The sequence below is a fragment of the Aeromonas sp. 5HA1 genome (assembly GCF_029237245.1).
GTDB classification, from domain to species: Bacteria; Pseudomonadota; Gammaproteobacteria; order Enterobacterales; family Aeromonadaceae; genus Aeromonas; species Aeromonas salmonicida.
In genome coordinates this window covers 22,238-41,434 of sequence record NZ_JAACFW010000016.1, presented here as the reverse complement: position 1 = coordinate 41,434, position 19,197 = coordinate 22,238, and the positions used below count along the sequence as shown (strand labels likewise).

Genomic DNA, 19,197 nt, shown 5'->3' with positions numbered 1-19,197 from the left:
GTTGTTGGGCGCGATTTACCTTAGACGGCCTGGTATTCCAGCTCGACCGAGCCCAGCGCCTTGAGGGTGGACTGGGCAGAATCCCGCTGGCTGATCTGGCCGTTTTTGCTCTCCAGCAGCACGGCGCGACGGATGCTGGCGAGATCTTCGCCGCACAGCACAGCGTGGGCGCAGGCCATCTGCATCGGCGGCAGGCTGGGATTGAACGCCGCGTTTTCAGCGTAGCGACCACAGAAGAGGCGGCCATCGGAAAACAGCAGCGCCACGGCGGCATAGCCCTGACTGTAGGGAGCGTAGCTTTGACGGGCAGCGGCCAGCGCTGCTCGCCAGATCGGATCCTCGCTCTCGAGCACCAGCTCGTCATGGGCTTGCGGGCTCATCAGGGCATCGGTGATGTCGAGATCGGCCGGGCCAAATGAGTGGGGCAGGAAGGATTGCAGCGCGCTCAAGTCGTCAGGCAGGGAGACTTGCAGCGTCTTGGCTGTGCTCAGCTCGTTCATGAACTGGCGGCAATGGCCACAGGGGGTGTAGTTGACCGTGATCTCGCTGATCCCTGTCTCATCGCCCAACCAGGCGTTGGAGATGGCGGATTGTTCCGCATGGACCGAGTGGAACAACCCTTGTCCGGCAAATTCCATGTTGGCGCCGAAATACCAGGTTCCGCTCAGGCCGCAGGCGATGGCGCCGACAAAAAATTTGGAGATGGGCGCCACCGAGCAGGCGGCGGCCAGTGGCAGCAGCGCCAGACGCAGGGCGCGATCTTCCAGCCCTGTGGCGGCTTTCAGGGTCGCCACCTGCTGTGGCGTGAAACGGGCCTGGAAATCGTTGTCCAGCATGGGCAGCAGCGCCGCTTTGAGCGGGGCGGACAGGGTATCGAGTGGCTTGGCAAAACGGGGATGCATAGTGTGTCCTCAAAGGCCAATTGGGGGGCCATTGTAGGGAGCAAACTCGGCAAAATGTGTGAGCGCGCTCACGCCCTGACGGGCAAAAGGAGGAGGAGGATAAAGGAAACGTTTGTCTTGCGCAAATTGTGCGTCAGCTCGCACAGTGGCGGGCCAACAGGCCCGCAGCGCCAGTAAATGGGTGACCCTCAGGTCAACCAGTGATAAAGAGCAAACAGCAGGGGGGCGACGGCGGCGGTGAGGATGCCGCACACCACCATGGCCAGTGACGAGAAGGCGCCCTGGGTAATGCCCTTCTCGGCGGAGGTGGCGGTACCGATGGCGTGGGCACAGGCCCCCATGGCGAGTCCCTGGGCTTCTGGATCTGTGACCCGCATCAGCGTGAGCAGCGGGTACCCTATCAGAGCGCCGACGATCCCGACCACCACCACCACGGCCGCCGCTATGGCGGGTATACCGCCGATGGACTGGCTGACGCTCATGGCAAGCGGGGTTGTGATGGACTTGGTGGCGAGCGATGCCAGCAACGTCGGGTCGGCGCCCATAAAATGACCGACAACCAGAGTAGTGCAGACCGAGATCAAGACGGAGGCCAGAGTACAGACCAGGATGGGCTTGAGCCTGGCCTGGATCTGGCGGGCCTGCTGATACAGCGGCAGCGCCAGTGCCACCACGGCGGGTTCCAGCAGGGCCGTGATGGGGAGGGTGCCACTCTCGTACTGCTCAAGGGGTAGATCCAGCCAGAGCAGCAGGCCTATGATGACGGCGGTGGGCACCAGCACGGGATTGATGATGGGCCAGGGCAGACGGCGATAGAGGGCCCGGGTGGCAAAATAGAGTGCCAGGGTCAGGGGAATGGCAAGCCAGAAGATCATTTGTTCATCCTCTGGTACAGGCGCCCGACAGTGCCCAGGATCAAGACTATCCCGAGCACTATGCAGAGCATGATGAGACCGAAGGACTGGCGCAGGGGCTCAAGCCAGGCGACCAGGCCAACGGCTACCGGCACGAACAGGACGCCCATATGCCGCAGCAGCAGGCCAGCACCGAGCTCGACCCAGTGCAGCTTCACCAGCTGCAAGGAGAGCAGCACGAACAGCAGCAGCATGCCGATGATGCTGCCGGGGAAGGCAAAAGGCAGTATGGCGGCCAGGGTTTTACCCACCAGCAGGCAGGCGACTATGACCATGAAGTCGCGAAGGTAGAGCAAGGCACGTTGCGCAATCACCTGAGCCTCAACTTGGAAACTGTGAATGAATGGGCAGTTTACCAGAGAGGCAGGGGCGCGGCATTAAAACAATAACAGCTGAAATTAGTTCGATGATGGCTGATTTCATTAAAGATTCTTTGATAGCAGATCTTTCTGAACCATGGGTTTTCAAGACCATGGTGTGCTGAACACATATTTCCCAATTACAAGGAGTAGCCATGACATCCCTCTTGTCCCGCGTGCGTCAACTGGCGGCCGATAGTGATCTGTCCCCTCAGTTGTTGCAGACCCGTCAGTGGGACGGGTCCTTGTGCCGGGTCCGGCTCGACAACACGGGCAGTGACGATGCCCGGGTCGCTCGCTGGGTACTGTTTGATGGCAAGCTCGGCCTCCCGCTCGACACCCCCCTCTATGGTGAAGGGTTCCAGATGCTGGCCCAGACCATGGGCAGCTGGCAATCCCCGCAACCGGTTGGCCGTTGCCCCGATTCAAGCGTCTATCGCATCACGGACGATGATGGCTATCACACAGTTCATAACCTGTTGCTGGTGGAGCATGACAAGGGTTGGCTGCTGCTCGCCTTTGCCAGTTGCCACCGTTTTGGCGGCGAGTTTCGCCTCTACCCGGATGGCCGCTTGCAGATCCTGATTAACTGCGAAGAGCGCCTGTTGTCTGCCGGCCAGCACTGGCAAAGCGAGGCGCTGCTCTGCCTGGAAGGGGCTGACAGGGAGGCGCTGTTGGCCGAACTGGCGGAGCGGATCGCCGCCGAATACGGCTCGCTGATCGGTCAGGTGGGCGAGCGCCCCAATGGCTGGTGCTCCTGGTATCACTATTATGCGGACGTCAGTGCCGATGACATTCGCGAGAATCTGGCGGTGCGTGCCGAGCGTTTCCCGGCCCTGCGCTATGTGCAGATCGATGATGGCTATCAGGCCAAAATGGGGGACTGGCTTACTCCTTCGCCCAAGTTCGAGCAAGGGGTGGCTGCGCTGGCGGCCGAGATCCACGCCGCCGGATGCGAGCCCGCACTCTGGGTTGCCCCCTTTATTGCCGAGCCAGGTTCACGGGTGTTTCAGGATCATCCCGACTGGTTCGTGAAGGGGGAAGATGGCCTGCCGTTGCCCTCCGAGCGAGTCACCTATGGCGGCTGGCGCTGCACCCCCTGGTACGTACTCGATGGCACCCATCCCGAGGTGCAGGCTCACCTCGAGGGCGTGTTCCGCACCCTGCGCGAGCTGTGGGGCATTCACTACTTCAAGCTGGATGCCAACTTCTGGGGCGCCATCCATGGCGGCCGCTTCCACGACACCTCCGCCACCCGGGTGGAAGCCTATCGTCGTGGCATGGCGGCTATCTTGCGCGGGGCGGGTGAGGGGGCTTTCCTGCTTGGCTGCAACGCGCCCATCTGGCCGAGCCTGGGACTGGTACACGGCATGCGGGTGAGCGACGACGTGGAGCGCAATGGCCACCGTTTTCGCCAGATCGCCCGCGAGGTCTTCTGCCGTGCCTGGCAGAACGACAGACTATGGGCGCTCGATCCTGACTGCATCTGCCTGCGGGATCTGCCGAGTCAGCAGGCCAGCCCTGTGGATTACAGCTTCCATCTGGCGGCGCTGGTGGCAAGCGGCGGCATGATGCTGGCAGGAGACAGACTGCAAGCGCTTGATGGTGAGCAAGGGGGGCAACTGCAAAAGCTGCTGGCCTTGTGTGCAGTCAGAGCCCCGTCTGCCCGTTTCGAGTCGATGGAGTTTGTCTGCGGCGAAGTGGTGTTGCCTGAAGGGGGCAGCCTGCTTTGCCTGTTCAACTGGGAAGCGCAACCCCAGGAGTGCCTGTTGCCGGAAGGTGGGCAGGATTTCTGGGACGAGGGCGCCATCGGTACCTCGCTTACTCTGCAAGGGGGCGAGGGGCGGGTGATCCGCTACCTCTGATCCTTTTCTGCCATAAACCTTCAGGCTCCCATCGGGAGCCTGAATGGTTGGTAAATCCTGTCAATATGCTGACCGCGTGAGGTCAGTAACGCCACTCGAAGCCGGTGGCGTAGTTGGCGGCGCCATAGCCGGGGATCTCGTTGCTGGAGAGCAGCGCCTTGAAAGTGAGCCGGGCGCTGAGCGGGATACCGAGCCCCAGGCCGATGGCAACCTCATCATTGGGGTTGCCAATCACGTCGGCCCGGATCATGCGATAGAGCGACAGATCCTTGCTCATGTGCACATAGCTTTGTGAACTTTGGTTATAGAGCTGACCAAAAACCTCCAGCTGGAAACCGGCCTGGGGGGTAATGGCCAGCGGCACCCCCACAAAGTTGTAGAGATCGGAGCGGTTGAAATAGCTGTTGGTGATCTGGGGGGTGAAGTCGGTCTGCTGGTAGAGGTGGTTGAAGTTGCTTTCGATCAGTTGATAGGTTTGCTGCGGCAACCGCAACAGGTAGTCGGGGACATCAAAACGTACTGCCGCCATGCTGACCGATGGCAGCAGGGAGCAGACGAACAAACCGAAACCGGGCAATCCTGAGCGCATCAGATGAAGCATCTCCAAGGGTCGATAGCCAAACACAGTCAATGCAATGTTAGTGCACAAATAGTTGAAATTTCGGGAGTCTTTACTCCCCTGCCCATTATGAATGGGGTGAGGGGAGCATACAGTCATTTAACTGTGAAACCGATCACATCTCATAGATCTTCGAGGTAGCGATAGAGACTCTTGAGAATCGCAAAGTTCCGTTCGTTCCCCTGATTCTGTTCTGCCAGTGCCTCGAGACGAGGGGCATAGTCCGGCAGGCGGCGGCTGAAATAGTCGCTGCAGTGCAGACGCCAGCGTTTTTGCTCCGCCTCGCTCAGGGTGTGGGGCCAGTTGCGAGCGCGGTAGCGAAACAGCATCTCTGGCAGCCGCGCATCTGTGAAGGCAAACTCACGCTCACCCAGCAGGTCGGCCGGGGTAGCGCGCACCAGATCCATGGTGGACTTGTCGCCGTGGCCGAAGAAACCGGCGTAGAGCTGGGTATCGGGGTCCGGGTCATTGCTGCCCGCGAACTCCTGATTGAACACCTCCACCAGTTTTTCACGCACCTCGGGGTGAGCGCGCAGCAGGTTCAGGCTCTTGCGGCACTGCTCCCGGTCGATGGTGAGCTCATCGGCACGTTCCGGTGTCAGGGTGGCGGCTGGCGCCAGCACAGGGCACTTGTTGATGTGCACCAGTTTCACCGGAATGGCGGCCAGATCCCCCAGCTCGTCCTTGCGGGTATAGAGCCGCTCGCGGATCTCCTCGCTGGAAAGCTCGATGAGCGGGGTCGGGTCGCGGGTCAAATCCACCATGATCACCGCATTCTGGTTGGTGGGGTGCCAGGCGAGTGGCGATACCCAGCTCACGCACCCCTGCCAGGGGGAGAACATGCCGGAGACGTGGACCAGCGGCTTCATGGTCACCACGTCGATGAGCGCCTTGACCTTGTTCTTGTTGCGCAGGGCAAACAGGTACTCAAACAGTTTGGGCTGGGCCTTTTTCACCAGCTTGGTCATCTCTATGGTGGCCAGCACGTCCGAGAGCGCATCGTGGGCATTGGCGTGGGACACACCGTTGGCGACGGTCAGCTTCTCCAGCCTGAAACTCGGCTTGCCCTCCTCATCAAAGGCCCATTCGATCCCCTCCGGGCGCAGGGCATAGCAGGCCCGCAGCATGTCGAGGATATCCCAGCGGGAGTTGCCGTTTTGCCAGGCGTAGGCGTAAGGGTCATAGAAGTTGCGATAGAGGGTGTAACGGGTCACCTCATCATCGAAACGGATGCTGTTGTAGCCCAGCACGCAGGTATTCGGTGTAGCGAACTGCTCGTGGATCTGGCGGATGAAATCCGCCTCGCACAGTCCGTCTTTCATCGCCTTTTGCGGCGTGATGCCAGTGATGAGGCACGCCTCCGGATCTGGCAGATAATCCGCCGGCGGCTTGCAATAGATGACCAGTGGCTCGCCGATGATGTTGAAATCCGCATCGGTACGAATACCGGCAAACTGCGACGGCCTGTCCTTCGCCGGACTGATCCCGAAGGTCTCGTAATCGTGGAAGTAGAAGGTGGGCTCAATGCCGGATTGTGCTGTTTTGCTCATAAGTTCCGAGATAGGGTGTCCGGGATGGCGACGACGCCAAAGTACCTGGGTGAGCGGTGCCCTGCACCACAATTGCCTGCATGGTAAACCATAGCGCAGGCAGAACGAAGGGCAGCTCGTCTGGCTGCTGGTTTAATGAACGCTCAAGGGCGTTGGATCAAGGGGCCGGCATGATCGCGGATTGCATGGTGAAACATCGCACGTTCAGGCGGCTCATCGGGATGCCCCAGAGCGACCGGCATCAGGGTATGCAGATCCAGCAGGGTGAAGTAACCGCCTTCATCGGGATACCAGCCGCCGGTGTCTATGTAGTACACATTGCCAAGGCTGAGCGGGATGCTCACCGGGGTGTGGCCCACCACCAGGGCAACGAGATCCTCGACCCCGCTCTCGTCCAGCCGCTCGATGCGGCGTCGTGACCAGAGGCAGACATTCTTGATGGCCCTAAGCCTCCCGCCGCTCACCCCCGCATCCAGTTTGTCCAGCAGCTCCTGCCAGGAGGAGAAGGGGCAATCGGCGTGGAGCAGCCCGACCGGGCCGGCCGGAGTGGCCACTTCGATGGCGATGGGCAGGGTGCGGTAGTGGGCGGCGAACGCCGCCTGCTCGCCCGGGGTCAGCTGCTGAAACCAGCCGCCGCCGTTCTGGATCCAGTTCTCCCGATAGCAGCTCTCGTAACGGCAGACGTAGTCGTCGTGATTGCCACAGACAGGGTGAAACCAGGGCCTGGCCAGCCACTCGAGCACTTCGGTGCAGTCGGGTCCGCGATCCGTCAGATCCCCCACGGAGAAGAGGCGATCCCGAGCGGGGTCGAATCCCGCCTGGTCCAGCGCCCCTTGCAGCCGCGAAAAGTAGCCATGGATATCGCCGACGGCGAGATCCCGCCCCAGAGGATTGCGGGAGAAGCGTCTGATCAGCGGGGATGGGTTCATGGCTTGCCTCCTTGTCTGGTGTGACCGGCTCGCGGCGCCACCAGATGGCCGATGGGGGATCCGGGGCTCGTGGATAAGTGCAGCATGGCATGCTCTGTCTCGTCATAGTAGAGGCCGGTGGGGGAGGCTCTCCCGCGTCGAGGTGACAGGCGGCCCGCATAAAGGAAGGCGACTTGCCGCCTTGCCGGCAGATCCCGGGTAAAAAGATGCCAGTCGGAGCTGACTGGCATGCAAGGTATGGCCTGACGGATGCCCGGCGTCGGGATCAGAGCAGATCGTCGAGCTGGTACTTCTTGAGCAGCTGATCGAAGGTGCCATCGGCCTTGACGCTGTCGATGGCGGCATCGAACCGGCTCTTGAGCTTGTCATCATTCTTGCGCAGGGCGACCGCCACCCCTTCCCCGAGGATCTTGTCCTGGGTGCCGTTGAACTGGGGACCGACGAAGGCGAACTGCTTGCCCATCTCCTTGTCGAGGAAGCCCACCTTCAACTGCACCATGTTGCCGAAGGTGTAGTCGGCGCGGCTGGACTGCAGATCCAGCATGGGGGACTGGGCGTTGACGTAGCGCTTGATCTTGGCCACGTCACCGTAGCGGGCCGTGATGAAGTTGTCCTGGGGCGTGCCCTCCTGCACAGCTATCACCTTGTCCTTGAAGTGCTCAGGGGTGTCGGCAAAGTCGGCCGCCTTGTCGCTGCGTCCCACGAAGCGGTTCTGCATCATGTAGTAGACCTGGCTGAAGGCGACCTTCTGACGCCGCTCGTCTGTGATGTTCATGGAGGACATGATGGCGTCGTACTTGCGCACCTGCAGGCCGGGGAGCAGGGCATCCCAGGGCTGGTTGATCACCTCGCACTCCGTCTTCATGGCCTTGCACAGGGCATAGGCCAGATCCACTTCGAAGCCGCCGAGCTTGCCGCTGCTATCTACCATCTCGAAAGGGGGATAGGTGGCATCGGTGGCGATCACCAGGGGTTTGGCGGTAGCCAGGCCGGCGGTGGCCAGGGCCACCAGCATCATCAGTGTGTTGAGTTTCATGGTCAGTCCTTTGAAGTGTGGTGTCATTCCTAGAGTTCTAAATAGTGCCGGCCTCAAGGGCCGACGGCTATCTTGCGATGGGTGAGGGCCGGCAGCTGGCTGCGCACCCTGCGCTGGGCCGCCAGATCCAGGGTGGCGATGGCCAGTCCCTGACCCTCCTCTACCTGGGCCAGCACCCGGCCCCAGGGATCGATGATCATGCTGTGGCCGAAGGTGCGGCGCCCGCCGGGGTGCTCTCCCCCCTGGGCCGAGGCCAGCACGAAGGCGAGATTCTCCACCGCCCTGGCCCGCAGCAATAGCTCCCAGTGCGCCAGTCCGGTGGTGTGGGTGAAGGCCGCGGGCAGGGCGATGAAGTCGGGGGCGGGCCCCAGGCGAAACAGCTCCGGGAAGCGCAGGTCGTAGCAGATGCCGAAGCGCAGCACGCCCCAGGGCAGGGGATGGCTCACCACCTCCCGGCCCGGGCTCATGGTCGCGGCCTCGTCATACTGCTCCTGCCCGGAGCAAAAGCCAAACAGGTGCAGCTTGTCATAGCGGCTGGCCAACTGCCCTCGCGGGTCGATCAGCAGGCTGCTATTGTGCATCTTGCCGGGCTCATCGCTTTCAAGGGGCAGGGTGCCTGCCAGCAGCCAGATCCCGAGCTCCCGGGCCAGCCCCTGGGCCCAGGCCAGCAGAGGGTGATCGCTCACGGGGGCGGCCAGGGCCACCCGTGCCCGCTCATCGGCGGGCATCAGGTAGAAATATTCCGGCAGCAGGGCCAGCTCGGCCCCCTCGGCCGCGGCCTGATGCAGCAGCGCCTCGGCCTGGGTCAGGTTGTGGTCCAGATCATCCCCGGACACCATCTGCAGGACGGCAACGCGCACTGAATCCATGGTGCCTCCTAGACGCCGCACAGGCGCTCGGCGCCCGCCAGCAGGGTGTCCTCATCCTTGGAGAAGGAAAGGCGGATGACCCGCTGATCCGTGCCGTCGTGATAGAAGGCGGAGACCGGAATGGTGGCGACGCCGTGGTCACGAATGAGCCGCTGCACGAAGAGGCTGTCCGGCTCGTCGCTGATCCGCTCGTAGCTCGCCAGCATAAAGAAGCTGCCCGCCGAGGGGAGCAGGGTAAAGCGCGAATCCCCTAGGGCCGAGCTCAGCAGGTCCCGCTTGTGCTGGTAGAAGGCTACCAATCCCTGGTAGTGGGCCGGTTGCTGCAACAGGTGGGCGAAGCCGTACTGCATGGGGGTGTCGGCGGCGAACATGGCGAACTGGTGCACCTTGCGGATCTCCTCCATCAGGGGGCGGGGAGCCACGCAGTAGCCCACCCGCCAGCCGGTGACGTGGAAGGTCTTGCCGAAGGAGAAGACGGCGACTGAGCGTTCTACCAGCTCCGGATAGCGGATCACGCTCTGGTGCAGGGCGCCGTCGAACACCACGTGCTCGTACACCTCGTCCGAGAGGATCAGGATGTCGGTGCCGCGCACCAGGCGGGCGAGGTGCTCCTGATCCCCCGCCTGCCAGACGGTGCCGGTCGGATTGTGGGGGGTGTTGAGCACTATCATGCGGGTGCGGGGCGTGATGCGGGCCGCGACCTCGTCCCAGGGGATGGCAAAGCTCGGCGCCTTGAGGGCGATCACCACGGGGGTAGCGCCCTGCAGCTGGATCATGGGGCGGTAGCTGTCAAACGCCGGCTCGAACATGATCACCTCGTCCCCCGGGTGCACCAGGGCGGTGATGGCGCAGAACAGGGCCTCGCTGGCGCTGGCGGTGATGGTGACTTCCTCGCCGGCGTCATAGTGGTGGCCATAGCTGGTCGCTATCTTGGCCGCCAGTTGCTCGCGCAGGGTGGGCAGCCCCGTCATGGGGGCATACTGGTTCTCCCCGGCCAGCATGGCCTCGTGAGTCACCCGGATGAGCTCGGGATCGCAGGGGAAGCTCGGCGCCCCCTGGGAGAGGTTGATGCTGGGATGGCGGGCGGCCAGATCCCCGATCACGCTGAAGATGGTGGTGCCCACCTGGGGCAGTTTGCTGACAATGCGGGGGGAAGACATGACGTCGTCACCTGAGTGTTTGAAAGATGTCCCTTTTTAGTCCTCACTCTCTTGCCGGACAACGGATTATTCGGCATGTTATGCATGAGTTTTTCTCAAGCATGGAGGCTTGTATGTTGTCCACCCAACCCCGCAGCCAATTGCCCCTGTATGGCTTGCAGGTTTTCGAGTGTTCTGCCCGCCATCTGAGTTTCACTCTGGCCGCTGACGAGCTGTGCGTGAGTCAGGGGGCGGTGAGCAAGCAGATTGCCCAGCTGGAGGCCCGCCTCGGCCACCTGCTCTTCGTGCGCGGCACCCGCTGCCTGGCCCTGACCCCGGCCGCCGAGCGGCTGCTGCCCTTCGTCCGTGAGGGGTTGGCCCGCATAGGGGAGGGGCTCTGCGCCCTGCAAACCCTGCCCCACGAGCAGGCCATCAGCATCAAGGTCCCTTCCTGTGCCAGCCGCTGGTTGCTGCGACGGTTGCAGGACTTAGAGGGGGAGGCAGTCGAAGTGCGTGGCAGCCACAGCCACGGCATCGATTTTTCCCGCGAGCCCTTCGATCTCGCCATCGTCTATCAATCCTGTCAGGCCAGATACCCCCACAGCCAGCCGCTGTTTCAAGAGCAGCTGACCCCCGTCTGTGCCCCCGCCTTTGCCGCCAAGCACCGTTTGTTCGAGCGCACTATCGAGGAGCTGCCCCAACTGCCCCTGCTCCATGCCAGCGCGGATCGGCGGGATTGGCGCAACTGGTTTGCCGCCTTCATCGCCACCCCCTGGCAGCCCCAGGGAGGCCAGCTGTTCGATACCCTGGACTTGGCGATGAATGCCGCTTTGCAGGGATTCGGCCTCTCCCTCGGGGATCCCACCATAGTGGCCGAGGAGCTGGAGAGCGGCGTGCTGGTAGCCCCCTTTGCCCCCGTGCTCAGCACGGATCACGAGTATGCCTTGGTTGCCCGTCCCAACAGCCAGCGCCAGGGGGTGGCCCGTACCTGTGACTGGTTGCTGGAGAGCCGTGACCATCCCTGATCGCCGTCAGTTCCTTCCCTGACAGGGTGACATCTGTCTGCCCCATCAAAAAAGCAACAGCCCCGCTGGCGGGGCTGTTGTCATGCTGGTGGCCGCTGGCCGATTAAGGGATCAGTGGCAGATCTTGTAGTAGACCTCGTTCCAGCGCAGGGTCTCCTTGAGCGCGGGGATGCGGGTGTGCTCGTCAATCACCACGAACTCTATGCCCATGATGTCGGCGAAGGTGCGCAGCTGCTCTATGTCTACCGACTGGGTGAACACCGAGTGGTGGGCGGCACCCGCCAGGATCCAGGCCTCGGCGCTGGTCTGAAGGCTCGGCAGGGGCTTCCACAGGGCGCTCGCCACCGGCAATTTCGGCATGGCCTCTGGCAAGTCCACCACCTCCAGCTGATTGACCACCAGCCGGAAGCGATTGCCCATGTCGATGAGGCTGGCGTTGACCGCCTTGCCGGCTGGTGCAGCGAACAGCAGACGGGCAGGGTCGGCCTTCTTGCCGATCCCCAGATGCTGGGCATCCAGAACGGGTTTGTCGGCGGCGATGGAGGGGCAGACCTCCAGCATGTGGGATCCCAGTACCAGGTTGTTGCCCGCCTCCAGGTGGTAGGTGTAGTCCTCCATGAAGGAGGTGCCGCCAGCAAGGCCTGCCCCCATCACCTTGATGGTGCGCAGCAGAGCCGCCGTCTTCCAGTCCCCTTCGGCCCCGAAGCCGAAGCCTTGTTGCATCAGGCGCTGGCAGGCCAGCCCCGGCAACTGGTGCAGGCCGTAGAGATCCTCGAAGGTGGTGGTGAAGGCGCCAAAACCGCCCTCGGTGAGGAATTTCTTCATCCCCAGCTCCTGGCGCGCCGCCTCGTAGAGGGACGCGCGCAGTGGCCCACCTGCTTGCACCGCCTCGGTCAGGATATAGCTCTGTTCGTACTCGGCCAGCAGCGCCTCGATATCGGCGGCGGGCACGGCATCGATGATCTTCACCAGATCGCCGACCGGGTGATAGTTCACCTGATAGCCGAACTGGATCTGGGCTTCAATCTTGTCGCCTTCGGTGACGGCCACGTTACGCATGTTGTCGCCAAAGCGGGCGATTTTCATGTGGCGGCTGTCGTGAATGGCGGCGGCGATGCGCATCCAGTTGCCGATCTTGCTCCTAGCTTCCTCATCCTGCCAGTGACCGACCACCACTGTGCGTGGCAGTCGCAGGCGGGCCCCCATGAAACCGAACTCGCGCCCGCCGTGGGCGGTCTGGTTCAGGTTCATGAAGTCCATGTCGATCTCGCTCCAGGGCAGATCCCGGTTGAACTGGGTGTGAAATTGCAGCAGAGGCTTTTGCAGCTGACTCAGGGCCGGGATCCACATCTTGGCGGGGGAGAAGGTGTGCATCCACACCATGAGCCCAACGCACTGCTCGCTGTGGTTGGCATCGCGAGCGACGCTGCTTATTTCATCGAGGGTGGTGCCGGTGGGCTTGAGCACTATCTTGATGGGCAGCCCGGCCCCCTTGTTGAGTTGGCTGGTCATGGTATGGGCATGATCGGCGACCTGCTTCAATGTGGTCGCGCCATACAGGTGCTGGCTGCCGACCAGAAACCACACTTCCAGCTGTTTCATAAACTCCATGATCTTGTCCTCTTGATTGATTAAGTCTCGGTCTGGCCGTAATAGGCGTGCTTGCCATGTTTGCGCTGGTAGTGTTTCTCCAGCAGGTAGTCTGGCAGGGTGTGCGCCTGCGGGTTTATCTGGCCGGTGAGCCACGCCATGCGCGCCACCTCTTCCAGCACAACGGCGTTGTGCACCGCATCATCCGCATCCTTGCCCCAGCTGAAGGGGCCGTGGTTGGCCACCAGCACCCCCGGCATGGTGAGAATGGGGGTCTGTTTGAGGGTCTCGACGATGAGATGACCGGTCAGCCCCTCGTAATCCTCTTCGACCTCCCTTGGGGTGAGCAGACGGGAGCAGGGGATCTCGCCGTTGAAATAGTCGGCCTGGGTGGTGCCAAAAATCGGGATGGCGCGGCACGCCTGGGCCCAGGCGGTGGCGTGGGTGGAGTGGGTGTGCACCACGCCGCCGAGTTCAGGGTATGTGCGATAGAGCACCAGATGGGTGGCGGTATCGGAGGAGGGGCGCAGGGCCCCCTCCACCTGTCTGCCGGTGAGATCCAGCACCACCAGGTCCTCAAGCTGCATCTTGTCGTAACTGACGCCGCTCGGTTTGATGACCACCAGACCCCGCTCCCTGTCGATGCCGCTCACGTTGCCCCAGGTGAAGGTCACCAGATGATGGCGCGGCAGATCCAGGTTGGCGGTCAGCACCTGCTCTTTGAGCGCTTTGAGGTTCATGCCAGTGCTCCCTGGTTGTAGAGGGGCTCGGCGGCATGGCTCCATTGAAGGTAACGCTGATAGAGCCGCTCATATTCGGCGACCCGCTCAGGGTGTGGCTGGTGGGTGCGCTCCACGGCGCTCGCCATGTCCCGCTGGGCATCAGCCACATCGACGTAGATACCGGCCGCCACGGCGGCAAAGATGGCCGCCCCCAGGGCGCAGCACTGATCCGATGCCACCACCTGGATGGGGCGATTCATCACGTCGGCGCAGGTCTGCATCACAGTGGTCGACTTGCGGGCTATGCCGCCGAGCGCGATCACCTGGTCCACCGGCACCTGTTGGCTAGTCATGCACTCCATGATGCTGCGGGCACCGAAGGCGGTGGAGGCAACCAGGGCGCCGAACAAGTCGGGCGCATCCGTGCCGAGGTTGAGGCCGGTGACAGTGCCCTGCAGGCGCTGGTTGGCGTAAGGGGTGCGGCGTCCGTTGAACCAGTCGAGCACCACCGGCAGGTGGGCCAGATCGCGTTGCTGATCCCAGGCGGCGGCCATGCTTGGCAACAGCTGCTGCTTGTGGGCCTCGATGGCGGTATAGAGCTCCGGATACTGAGCGGCGAACCGGTCCAGCGGCCAGCTCAACTGGCGCTGATACCAGGCGTAGATGTCGCCGAACGCCGATTGTCCCGCCTCCAGCCCCACCATCCCCGGTACCACGCTGCCGTCCACCTGGCCGCAGATCCCGGCGATGGCACGCCCGCCAATGGTGGCTTCGTCCGCGATCAGGATGTCGCAGGTGGAGGTGCCTATCACCTTGACCAGCGCATTGTTGCCGGCCCCGGCCCCGACCGCGCCCATGTGGCAATCAAAGGCGCCGCCCGCTATCACCACCTCGCAGGAGAGGTGCAGCCGCTCCGCCCATTCGGGCGTCAGGGTACCGACCGGCAGATCGGCGGTCCAGCTGTCGGTAAAGAGCGGGAAGTCGAGATCCTGGGTCAGCAGCGGATCCAGCGCATTGAGAAAGTCAGCGGCTGGCAGGCCGCCCCAGCTCTGGTGCCAGAGGGACTTGTGGCCGGCGGAGCAGCGCCCGCGTTTGATATTGGCAGGGGCCTGGGTGCCGCTCAGGATGGCGGGTACCCAGTCGCACAGCTCGACCCAGTTGCAGGCGGCGGCGCGCACCGCAGCATCGCTGCGGGAGACGTGCAGTATCTTGGCCCAGAACCACTCGGAGGAGTAGATGCCGCCGATGTAGCGGCTGTAGTCGGGGAACTGGCCGCCGTGGCAGAGCGCCGTGATGGCTTCTGCTTCCTCGATGGCGGTGTGATCTTTCCACAGCACGAACATGGCGTTCGGGTTGTCGGCAAATTCCGGGCGCAGGGCCAGCACCCGGCCCTCTTCATCGATGGGGGCGGGCGTCGAGCCCGTACTGTCTACCCCTATGCCGCGCACGGCGGCGCGCTGGGCGGGAGAGAGTTGGCTCACCACCTGCACCACCGCCTGTTCCATGGACTCCAGATAGTCGAGGGGGTGGTGGCGGAACTGGTTGGTGACTGGCTGGCAGTAGTGGCCGGCCTGCCAGCGCGGGTAGTAGACGACATGGGTCGCGAGTTCAGCGCCGTCGTGGCAACGCACGGCAAGTGCCCTGACCGAATCGCTGCCGAAGTCGAGTCCGATGACGATGTGCTCGGACCTGGGGTGCTCAGACATATGTGCTCCTGACCATCAATGAAGGGGTAACAGGGAGGAACCATAGGAGATGCACAGAGCGGACGGTTAGCCATTGGCTGCTGGAAATATGGATTTAAACGCTGTCAGTGCAAGAGGGTGACGACCCTCCTGAATTTGATATGTGACTATTTTGCTAAATATATAGACAAAATGGCTGCAATTTCATGGCGTGATCCTTCTCTCCATTTTTTCATGTGAAAACGATTACAACTTGGTTCGCTCATCTAGCGACAACAATAACATCATGTTTGAACGTGCTTTTATGCGGCTACGGAGTGAATCAACTGAACAGCCGCACTTCGTTGATACATGGATTGATAGAACAGTTGGAGACACTCGCATGAACAAAATAGTTAAAAGCATGATTGCAGTAGGGTTTGCCCTCGGTATAGCAAATACTGCTTTCTCTGCTGAGGCATTGAAGCTGGGCTACCTGGTCAAGCAGCCGGAGGAACCCTGGTTCCAGACCGAATGGACTTTTGCCGACAAGGCCGGCAAGGATCTCGGTTTTGATGTCATCAAGATTGCCGTGCCCGATGGCGAGAAGACCCTCAATGCCATCGACAGCCTGGCGGCCAACGGCGCCAAGGGCTTTGTCATCTGCACCCCTGATCCCAAGCTGGGCTCGGCCATCATGGCCAAGGCCAACAGCATGGGGCTGAAAGTCATCACGGTGGATGATCAGTTCGTCAACGCCAAGGGCAAGCCCATGGAAAATGTGCCGCTGGTGATGATGGCCGCCACCAAGATAGGGGAACGCCAGGGGCAGGAGCTCTACAAAGAGATGCAAAAACGCCAGTGGGACGTGAAGGCGACAGGGGTGCTTGCCATCACGGCCGATGAGCTGGATACCGCCCGTCGCCGGGTTGAGGGTTCTCTGAGCGCGCTCAAGGCCGCCGGTTTCCCCGATGCCCAGATCTATCGTGCGCCGACCAAGGCCAATGACATTCCGGGGGCACTGGACGCCGCCAACTCCATGCTGGTGCAGCATCCCGAGGTGAAGAACTGGCTCATCGTCGGCATGAATGACAACACTGTGCTCGGCGGCGTGCGCGCCACCGAAGGGCAGGGCTTCAAGGCCGGGAACGTCATCGGTATCGGCATCAATGGGGTGGACGCGGTGAACGAGCTCTCCAAGTCCAGCGCCACCGGTTTCCTCGGCTCTCTGCTGCCAAGCCCGGATGTGCACGGCTACAAGAGCATCCAGATGCTCCATGACTGGGTGGTCAATGGCGCAGAGCCGGCCAAGTTCACCGAAGTGACCGACGTTGTGCTCATTACCCGCGACAACTTCAAGGTCGAGCTGCAGAAAAAAGGTCTGTGACAGGCGCGGTTTAACCCCTGACATCTCTACAGGCATGGCGCAAAACCGCCCATGCCTGTTACCTGGAGTAAACACATGGATCAGTCAGTTCCTTATCTGGAGTTTTGCGGCATCAGCAAGGAGTTTCCTGGCGTCAAGGCGCTGCAAAACGTCTCCTTTTCCTGTCACCGGGGCACAGTGCATGCGCTGATGGGCGAAAACGGCGCAGGCAAATCCACCCTGCTCAAGATACTGAGCGGCTTTCAGGCTCCCACTACAGGGGTGGTGAAGCTGGATGGCCAGGAGAGGGTGTTTCAAAACACGGTCGATGCGCTGGAGAGCGGGATCGCCATCATTTACCAAGAGTTGCATCTGGTCCCCGAGATGACCATCGCCGAGAACATCTATCTGGGCCAGCTGCCCACTCGGCACGGTGTCATCGATCGGGAAAAACTGTACCAGGATGCGACCAGACAGCTGGCGCGCCTCGGCATGGATGTGTCGCCCGAGACGCCGCTGAAGTACCTGTCGCTGGGCCAGTGGCAGATGGTGGAGATCGCCAAGGCCCTGACCCGGGATGCGCATATCATCGCCTTTGACGAGCCGACCAGCAGCTTGTCGTCCCGCGAGATAGAGCAGCTGTTTCGGGTCATTCGCCAGCTGCGCGATGAGGGCAAGGTCATCTTGTATGTCTCCCATCGCATGGACGAGATCTTCGAGTTGTGTGATGCCATCACCGTCTTCAAGGATGGCCAGTTCGTGCGCACCTTTGATGCTATGGCAGAGGTCAGTCGGGATCTGCTGGTCAAGACCATGGTGGGACGCGAGCTGACGGATATCTATGGCTACAGCCCTCGTCCATTGGGGGAGCTTGGCTTGCAGGTCAGCAACCTGATGGGACCCGGCCTGAAGGCACCCATTTCGTTTGAAGTGAAACGCGGCGAGATCCTCGGCATTTTCGGTCTGGTGGGCGCCGGTCGCAGCGAGCTGATGAAGCTGATTTTTGGTGCCGACAAGATGGTGTCCGGCGAGATTTCGGTGTTCGGCAAGCCGGTACCCATCCGCAATCCCATCGATGCCATTCACAGCGGCATCATGCTCTGTACCGAGGACAGAAAGGCCCTTGGCATCATCCCAATCCACTCGGTGCAGGAAAACATCAATATCAGCGCCCGGCGCCACAAGGCGTGGGGAGGCTTCTGGATCAACCAGAAATGGGAAGACGAGAACGCACGGCTGCGGATCCGCGACATGCGGGTCAAGACCCCGTCTCCTCATCAAGCCATCATGAACCTCTCCGGCGGCAACCAGCAGAAGGCCATTCTGGGCCGCTGGCTCTCCGAAGACATGAAGGTGATCTTGCTCGACGAGCCGACCCGCGGCATCGACGTCGGGGCAAAAAATGAAATCTACAACGTGATTTACGATCTGGCCAAGGTAGGTATTGCCGTCGTGGTGGTCTCGAGTGAGCTGCCGGAGGTACTGGGCATTGCGGATCGGATCATGGTCATGCGGGAAGGGGTGATCGCAGGGGAGCTTTCCCACCATGACGCCAATGAAGTCAAGGCGCTGAACCTGGCCATGCCGGCCCGTTGACAACCCATGACAGCGATGTAACAGCATCCGGAATAATCAGGAGAAATACCATGACAACAACGACTTCTGTCGGTCAGGCCGCGACTGTCTCGGCGGCCACCGGCACCAGAGTGCAACTGGCTCGAGTGTGGGATCAATACGGGATGCTGGTGATCTTCGCCATCCTGTTCCTGCTGGCCTGCGTGCTGATCCCCAACTTTGCCAGCCTGATCAACATGCGTGGCTTGGGCCTTGCGGTCTCCATGTCCGGCATGGTGGCCTGCGGCATGCTGTTCTGCCTCGCCTCCGGTGAATTCGACATGTCGGTCGGCTCGGTCGTCGCCTGTTCCGGCGTGGCCTGCGCCGTGGGGATCAACGCCACCGAGAGCATCACGGTCGGCATCCTGGCCGGCATGTCGGTCGGCGTCCTGTTTGGCCTCATCAACGGCATAGTGGTGGCCAAGTTCAAGATCAATGCCCTGATCACCACGCTGGCAACCATGCAGATGGCGCGCGGGGTGGGCTACATCATCTCGGACGGCAAGGCGGTCGGTATAGTGGAGGAGGGCTTCTTCGAACTTGGCAGCTCAGCCCTGCTGGGGATCCCGACGCCTATCTGGCTGACGGCGCTGTGCTTCGTGTTGTTTGGCCTGTTGCTCAACAAGACCACCTTTGGCCGCAATACCCTGGCGATGGGGGGCAATGAAGAGGCCGCCCGGCTGGCGGGGGTCAACGTGGTGCGCACCAAGATCATCATCTTCACCATGACGGGGCTGATCGCCTCGATTGCAGGGATCATTCTCGCCTCCCGCATGACCTCCGGGCAGCCCATGACCTCCATCGGCTTCGAGTTGGTGGTCATCTCGGCCTGCGTGCTGGGAGGGGTCTCCATGAAGGGGGGCATTGGCAAGATCTCCTACATCATCGCCGGTGTGTTGATCCTGGGTTTGATGGAAAATGCGATGAATTTGCTCAACATATCCCCGTTCGCCCAGTACGTGGTGCGTGGCTTGATCCTGCTCGCCGCCGTCCTGTTCGACCGCTACAAGCAGGTGCGCAAGGCACGAGTCTGA

Annotated in this window: 18 protein-coding genes; 5 read left to right on the top strand and 13 right to left on the bottom strand. The window is 61.7% G+C overall.

The genetic code is table 11. The features are described from left to right. Positions 1 to 20: 20 nt before the first annotated feature. The 4 genes from cdd to GWQ27_RS14880 all read right to left on the bottom strand — a co-directional run bounded on the left by cdd (position 21) and on the right by GWQ27_RS14880 (position 2,332). Positions 21 to 902, bottom strand: coding sequence for a cytidine deaminase (cdd, locus tag GWQ27_RS14895; RefSeq protein WP_275907670.1), 882 nt, complete (start codon positions 900 to 902; stop codon positions 21 to 23). Positions 903 to 1,090: 188 nt separating this feature from the next. Continuing rightward, positions 1,091 to 1,777 carry an LrgB family protein gene (locus tag GWQ27_RS14890; RefSeq protein WP_059112396.1) on the bottom strand — a complete coding sequence of 229 codons (687 nt, stop codon included), beginning with the start codon at positions 1,775 to 1,777 and terminating at the stop codon, positions 1,091 to 1,093. Beyond that, positions 1,774 to 2,130 carry a CidA/LrgA family protein gene (locus tag GWQ27_RS14885; protein ID WP_005310798.1) on the bottom strand — a complete coding sequence of 119 codons (357 nt, stop codon included), beginning with the start codon at positions 2,128 to 2,130 and terminating at the stop codon, positions 1,774 to 1,776. The genes GWQ27_RS14890 and GWQ27_RS14885 overlap by 4 nt, the downstream gene beginning before the upstream one ends. A gap of 7 nt (positions 2,131 to 2,137) precedes the next feature. Next, the gene (locus GWQ27_RS14880; protein ID WP_275907669.1) at positions 2,138 to 2,332 is read right to left on the bottom strand and encodes a hypothetical protein; all 195 of its coding nucleotides are present in this window, start codon (positions 2,330 to 2,332) and stop codon (positions 2,138 to 2,140) included. Between GWQ27_RS14880 and GWQ27_RS14875 the strand changes: the two genes are divergently transcribed. After that, positions 2,331 to 4,040: a glycoside hydrolase family 36 protein gene (locus GWQ27_RS14875; protein WP_275907668.1), complete on the top strand. Its 1,710-nt coding sequence runs from the start codon at positions 2,331 to 2,333 to the stop codon at positions 4,038 to 4,040. The genes GWQ27_RS14880 and GWQ27_RS14875 overlap by 2 nt on opposite strands. A gap of 82 nt (positions 4,041 to 4,122) precedes the next feature. Here GWQ27_RS14875 and GWQ27_RS14870 read toward each other — a convergent pair whose 3' ends face one another. The 6 genes from GWQ27_RS14870 to GWQ27_RS14845 all read right to left on the bottom strand — a co-directional run bounded on the left by GWQ27_RS14870 (position 4,123) and on the right by GWQ27_RS14845 (position 10,203). Next, positions 4,123 to 4,629 carry a hypothetical protein gene (locus GWQ27_RS14870; RefSeq protein WP_265434013.1) on the bottom strand — a complete coding sequence of 169 codons (507 nt, stop codon included), beginning with the start codon at positions 4,627 to 4,629 and terminating at the stop codon, positions 4,123 to 4,125. A 152-nt stretch (positions 4,630 to 4,781) separates the two neighbouring features. Next, a complete protein-coding gene (gene sbcB, locus GWQ27_RS14865) occupies positions 4,782 to 6,209 on the bottom strand; it encodes an exodeoxyribonuclease I (protein WP_058394643.1) in 1,428 nt (475 codons plus the stop codon). A 143-nt stretch (positions 6,210 to 6,352) separates the two neighbouring features. Beyond that, complete coding sequence (locus tag GWQ27_RS14860; protein ID WP_275907667.1) at positions 6,353 to 7,138, bottom strand: metallophosphoesterase; 786 nt, start codon at positions 7,136 to 7,138, stop codon at positions 6,353 to 6,355. 265 nt (positions 7,139 to 7,403) lie between these two features. After that, positions 7,404 to 8,174: a transporter substrate-binding domain-containing protein gene (locus tag GWQ27_RS14855; RefSeq protein WP_275907666.1), complete on the bottom strand. Its 771-nt coding sequence runs from the start codon at positions 8,172 to 8,174 to the stop codon at positions 7,404 to 7,406. Between the two features lie 53 nt (positions 8,175 to 8,227). Further along, positions 8,228 to 9,043 (bottom strand): carbon-nitrogen hydrolase family protein, encoded by an 816-nt coding sequence (locus GWQ27_RS14850; protein WP_275907665.1) that lies wholly within the window; start codon positions 9,041 to 9,043, stop codon positions 8,228 to 8,230. Positions 9,044 to 9,051: 8 nt separating this feature from the next. Beyond that, positions 9,052 to 10,203 (bottom strand): methionine aminotransferase, encoded by a 1,152-nt coding sequence (locus GWQ27_RS14845; RefSeq protein ID WP_275907664.1) that lies wholly within the window; start codon positions 10,201 to 10,203, stop codon positions 9,052 to 9,054. A gap of 113 nt (positions 10,204 to 10,316) precedes the next feature. On the opposite strand from GWQ27_RS14845, the gene GWQ27_RS14840 reads away from it, so the two are divergent. Beyond that, entirely contained in the window at positions 10,317 to 11,207 is an 891-nt protein-coding gene (locus GWQ27_RS14840) for a LysR family transcriptional regulator (RefSeq protein ID WP_275907663.1), read from the top strand. A 111-nt stretch (positions 11,208 to 11,318) separates the two neighbouring features. On the opposite strand, the gene araA is transcribed toward GWQ27_RS14840, so the two are convergent. The 3 genes from araA to GWQ27_RS14825 are packed head-to-tail and all read right to left on the bottom strand — an operon-like array spanning position 11,319 to position 15,225. After that, a complete protein-coding gene (gene araA / locus GWQ27_RS14835; protein ID WP_275907662.1) occupies positions 11,319 to 12,818 on the bottom strand; it encodes an L-arabinose isomerase in 1,500 nt (499 codons plus the stop codon). A 20-nt stretch (positions 12,819 to 12,838) separates the two neighbouring features. Beyond that, positions 12,839 to 13,537 carry an L-ribulose-5-phosphate 4-epimerase gene (locus tag GWQ27_RS14830; RefSeq protein ID WP_275907661.1) on the bottom strand — a complete coding sequence of 233 codons (699 nt, stop codon included), beginning with the start codon at positions 13,535 to 13,537 and terminating at the stop codon, positions 12,839 to 12,841. Continuing rightward, a complete protein-coding gene (locus GWQ27_RS14825) occupies positions 13,534 to 15,225 on the bottom strand; it encodes a ribulokinase (RefSeq protein WP_275907660.1) in 1,692 nt (563 codons plus the stop codon). The genes GWQ27_RS14830 and GWQ27_RS14825 overlap by 4 nt, the downstream gene beginning before the upstream one ends. 361 nt (positions 15,226 to 15,586) lie before the next feature. On the opposite strand from GWQ27_RS14825, the gene GWQ27_RS14820 reads away from it, so the two are divergent. From GWQ27_RS14820 to araH, 3 genes are all read left to right on the top strand, one after another. Beyond that, complete coding sequence (locus GWQ27_RS14820; RefSeq protein ID WP_275907659.1) at positions 15,587 to 16,570, top strand: arabinose ABC transporter substrate-binding protein; 984 nt, start codon at positions 15,587 to 15,589, stop codon at positions 16,568 to 16,570. Between the two features lie 75 nt (positions 16,571 to 16,645). Then, positions 16,646 to 18,145, top strand: a complete 1,500-nt coding sequence (gene araG, locus GWQ27_RS14815) for an L-arabinose ABC transporter ATP-binding protein AraG (RefSeq protein ID WP_275907658.1) — start codon at positions 16,646 to 16,648, stop codon at positions 18,143 to 18,145. 50 nt (positions 18,146 to 18,195) lie between these two features. Continuing rightward, positions 18,196 to 19,197, top strand: a complete 1,002-nt coding sequence (gene araH, locus GWQ27_RS14810; protein ID WP_017412388.1) for an L-arabinose ABC transporter permease AraH — start codon at positions 18,196 to 18,198, stop codon at positions 19,195 to 19,197.

Excerpts from the sequence above, each read along its gene's own strand:
- cdd (WP_275907670.1), bottom strand. The coding sequence starts at position 902 with ATGCATCCCCGTTTTGCCAAGCCACTCGATACCCTGTCCGCCCCGCTC.
- araA (WP_275907662.1), bottom strand. The coding sequence starts at position 12,818 with ATGGAGTTTATGAAACAGCTGGAAGTGTGGTTTCTGGTCGGCAGCCAG.
- GWQ27_RS14845 (WP_275907664.1), bottom strand. The coding sequence starts at position 10,203 with ATGTCTTCCCCCCGCATTGTCAGCAAACTGCCCCAGGTGGGCACCACC.
- sbcB (WP_058394643.1), bottom strand. The coding sequence starts at position 6,209 with ATGAGCAAAACAGCACAATCCGGCATTGAGCCCACCTTCTACTTCCAC.
- GWQ27_RS14820 (WP_275907659.1), top strand. The coding sequence starts at position 15,587 with ATGAACAAAATAGTTAAAAGCATGATTGCAGTAGGGTTTGCCCTCGGT.
- GWQ27_RS14830 (WP_275907661.1), bottom strand. The coding sequence starts at position 13,537 with ATGAACCTCAAAGCGCTCAAAGAGCAGGTGCTGACCGCCAACCTGGAT.
- GWQ27_RS14870 (WP_265434013.1), bottom strand. The coding sequence starts at position 4,629 with ATGCGCTCAGGATTGCCCGGTTTCGGTTTGTTCGTCTGCTCCCTGCTG.
- GWQ27_RS14880 (WP_275907669.1), bottom strand. The coding sequence starts at position 2,332 with ATGGCTACTCCTTGTAATTGGGAAATATGTGTTCAGCACACCATGGTC.
- GWQ27_RS14860 (WP_275907667.1), bottom strand. The coding sequence starts at position 7,138 with ATGAACCCATCCCCGCTGATCAGACGCTTCTCCCGCAATCCTCTGGGG.
- GWQ27_RS14875 (WP_275907668.1), top strand. The coding sequence starts at position 2,331 with ATGACATCCCTCTTGTCCCGCGTGCGTCAACTGGCGGCCGATAGTGAT.
- araH (WP_017412388.1), top strand. The coding sequence starts at position 18,196 with ATGACAACAACGACTTCTGTCGGTCAGGCCGCGACTGTCTCGGCGGCC.
- GWQ27_RS14825 (WP_275907660.1), bottom strand. The coding sequence starts at position 15,225 with ATGTCTGAGCACCCCAGGTCCGAGCACATCGTCATCGGACTCGACTTC.
- GWQ27_RS14890 (WP_059112396.1), bottom strand. The coding sequence starts at position 1,777 with ATGATCTTCTGGCTTGCCATTCCCCTGACCCTGGCACTCTATTTTGCC.
- araG (WP_275907658.1), top strand. The coding sequence starts at position 16,646 with ATGGATCAGTCAGTTCCTTATCTGGAGTTTTGCGGCATCAGCAAGGAG.
- GWQ27_RS14840 (WP_275907663.1), top strand. The coding sequence starts at position 10,317 with ATGTTGTCCACCCAACCCCGCAGCCAATTGCCCCTGTATGGCTTGCAG.
- GWQ27_RS14855 (WP_275907666.1), bottom strand. The coding sequence starts at position 8,174 with ATGAAACTCAACACACTGATGATGCTGGTGGCCCTGGCCACCGCCGGC.
- GWQ27_RS14850 (WP_275907665.1), bottom strand. The coding sequence starts at position 9,043 with ATGGATTCAGTGCGCGTTGCCGTCCTGCAGATGGTGTCCGGGGATGAT.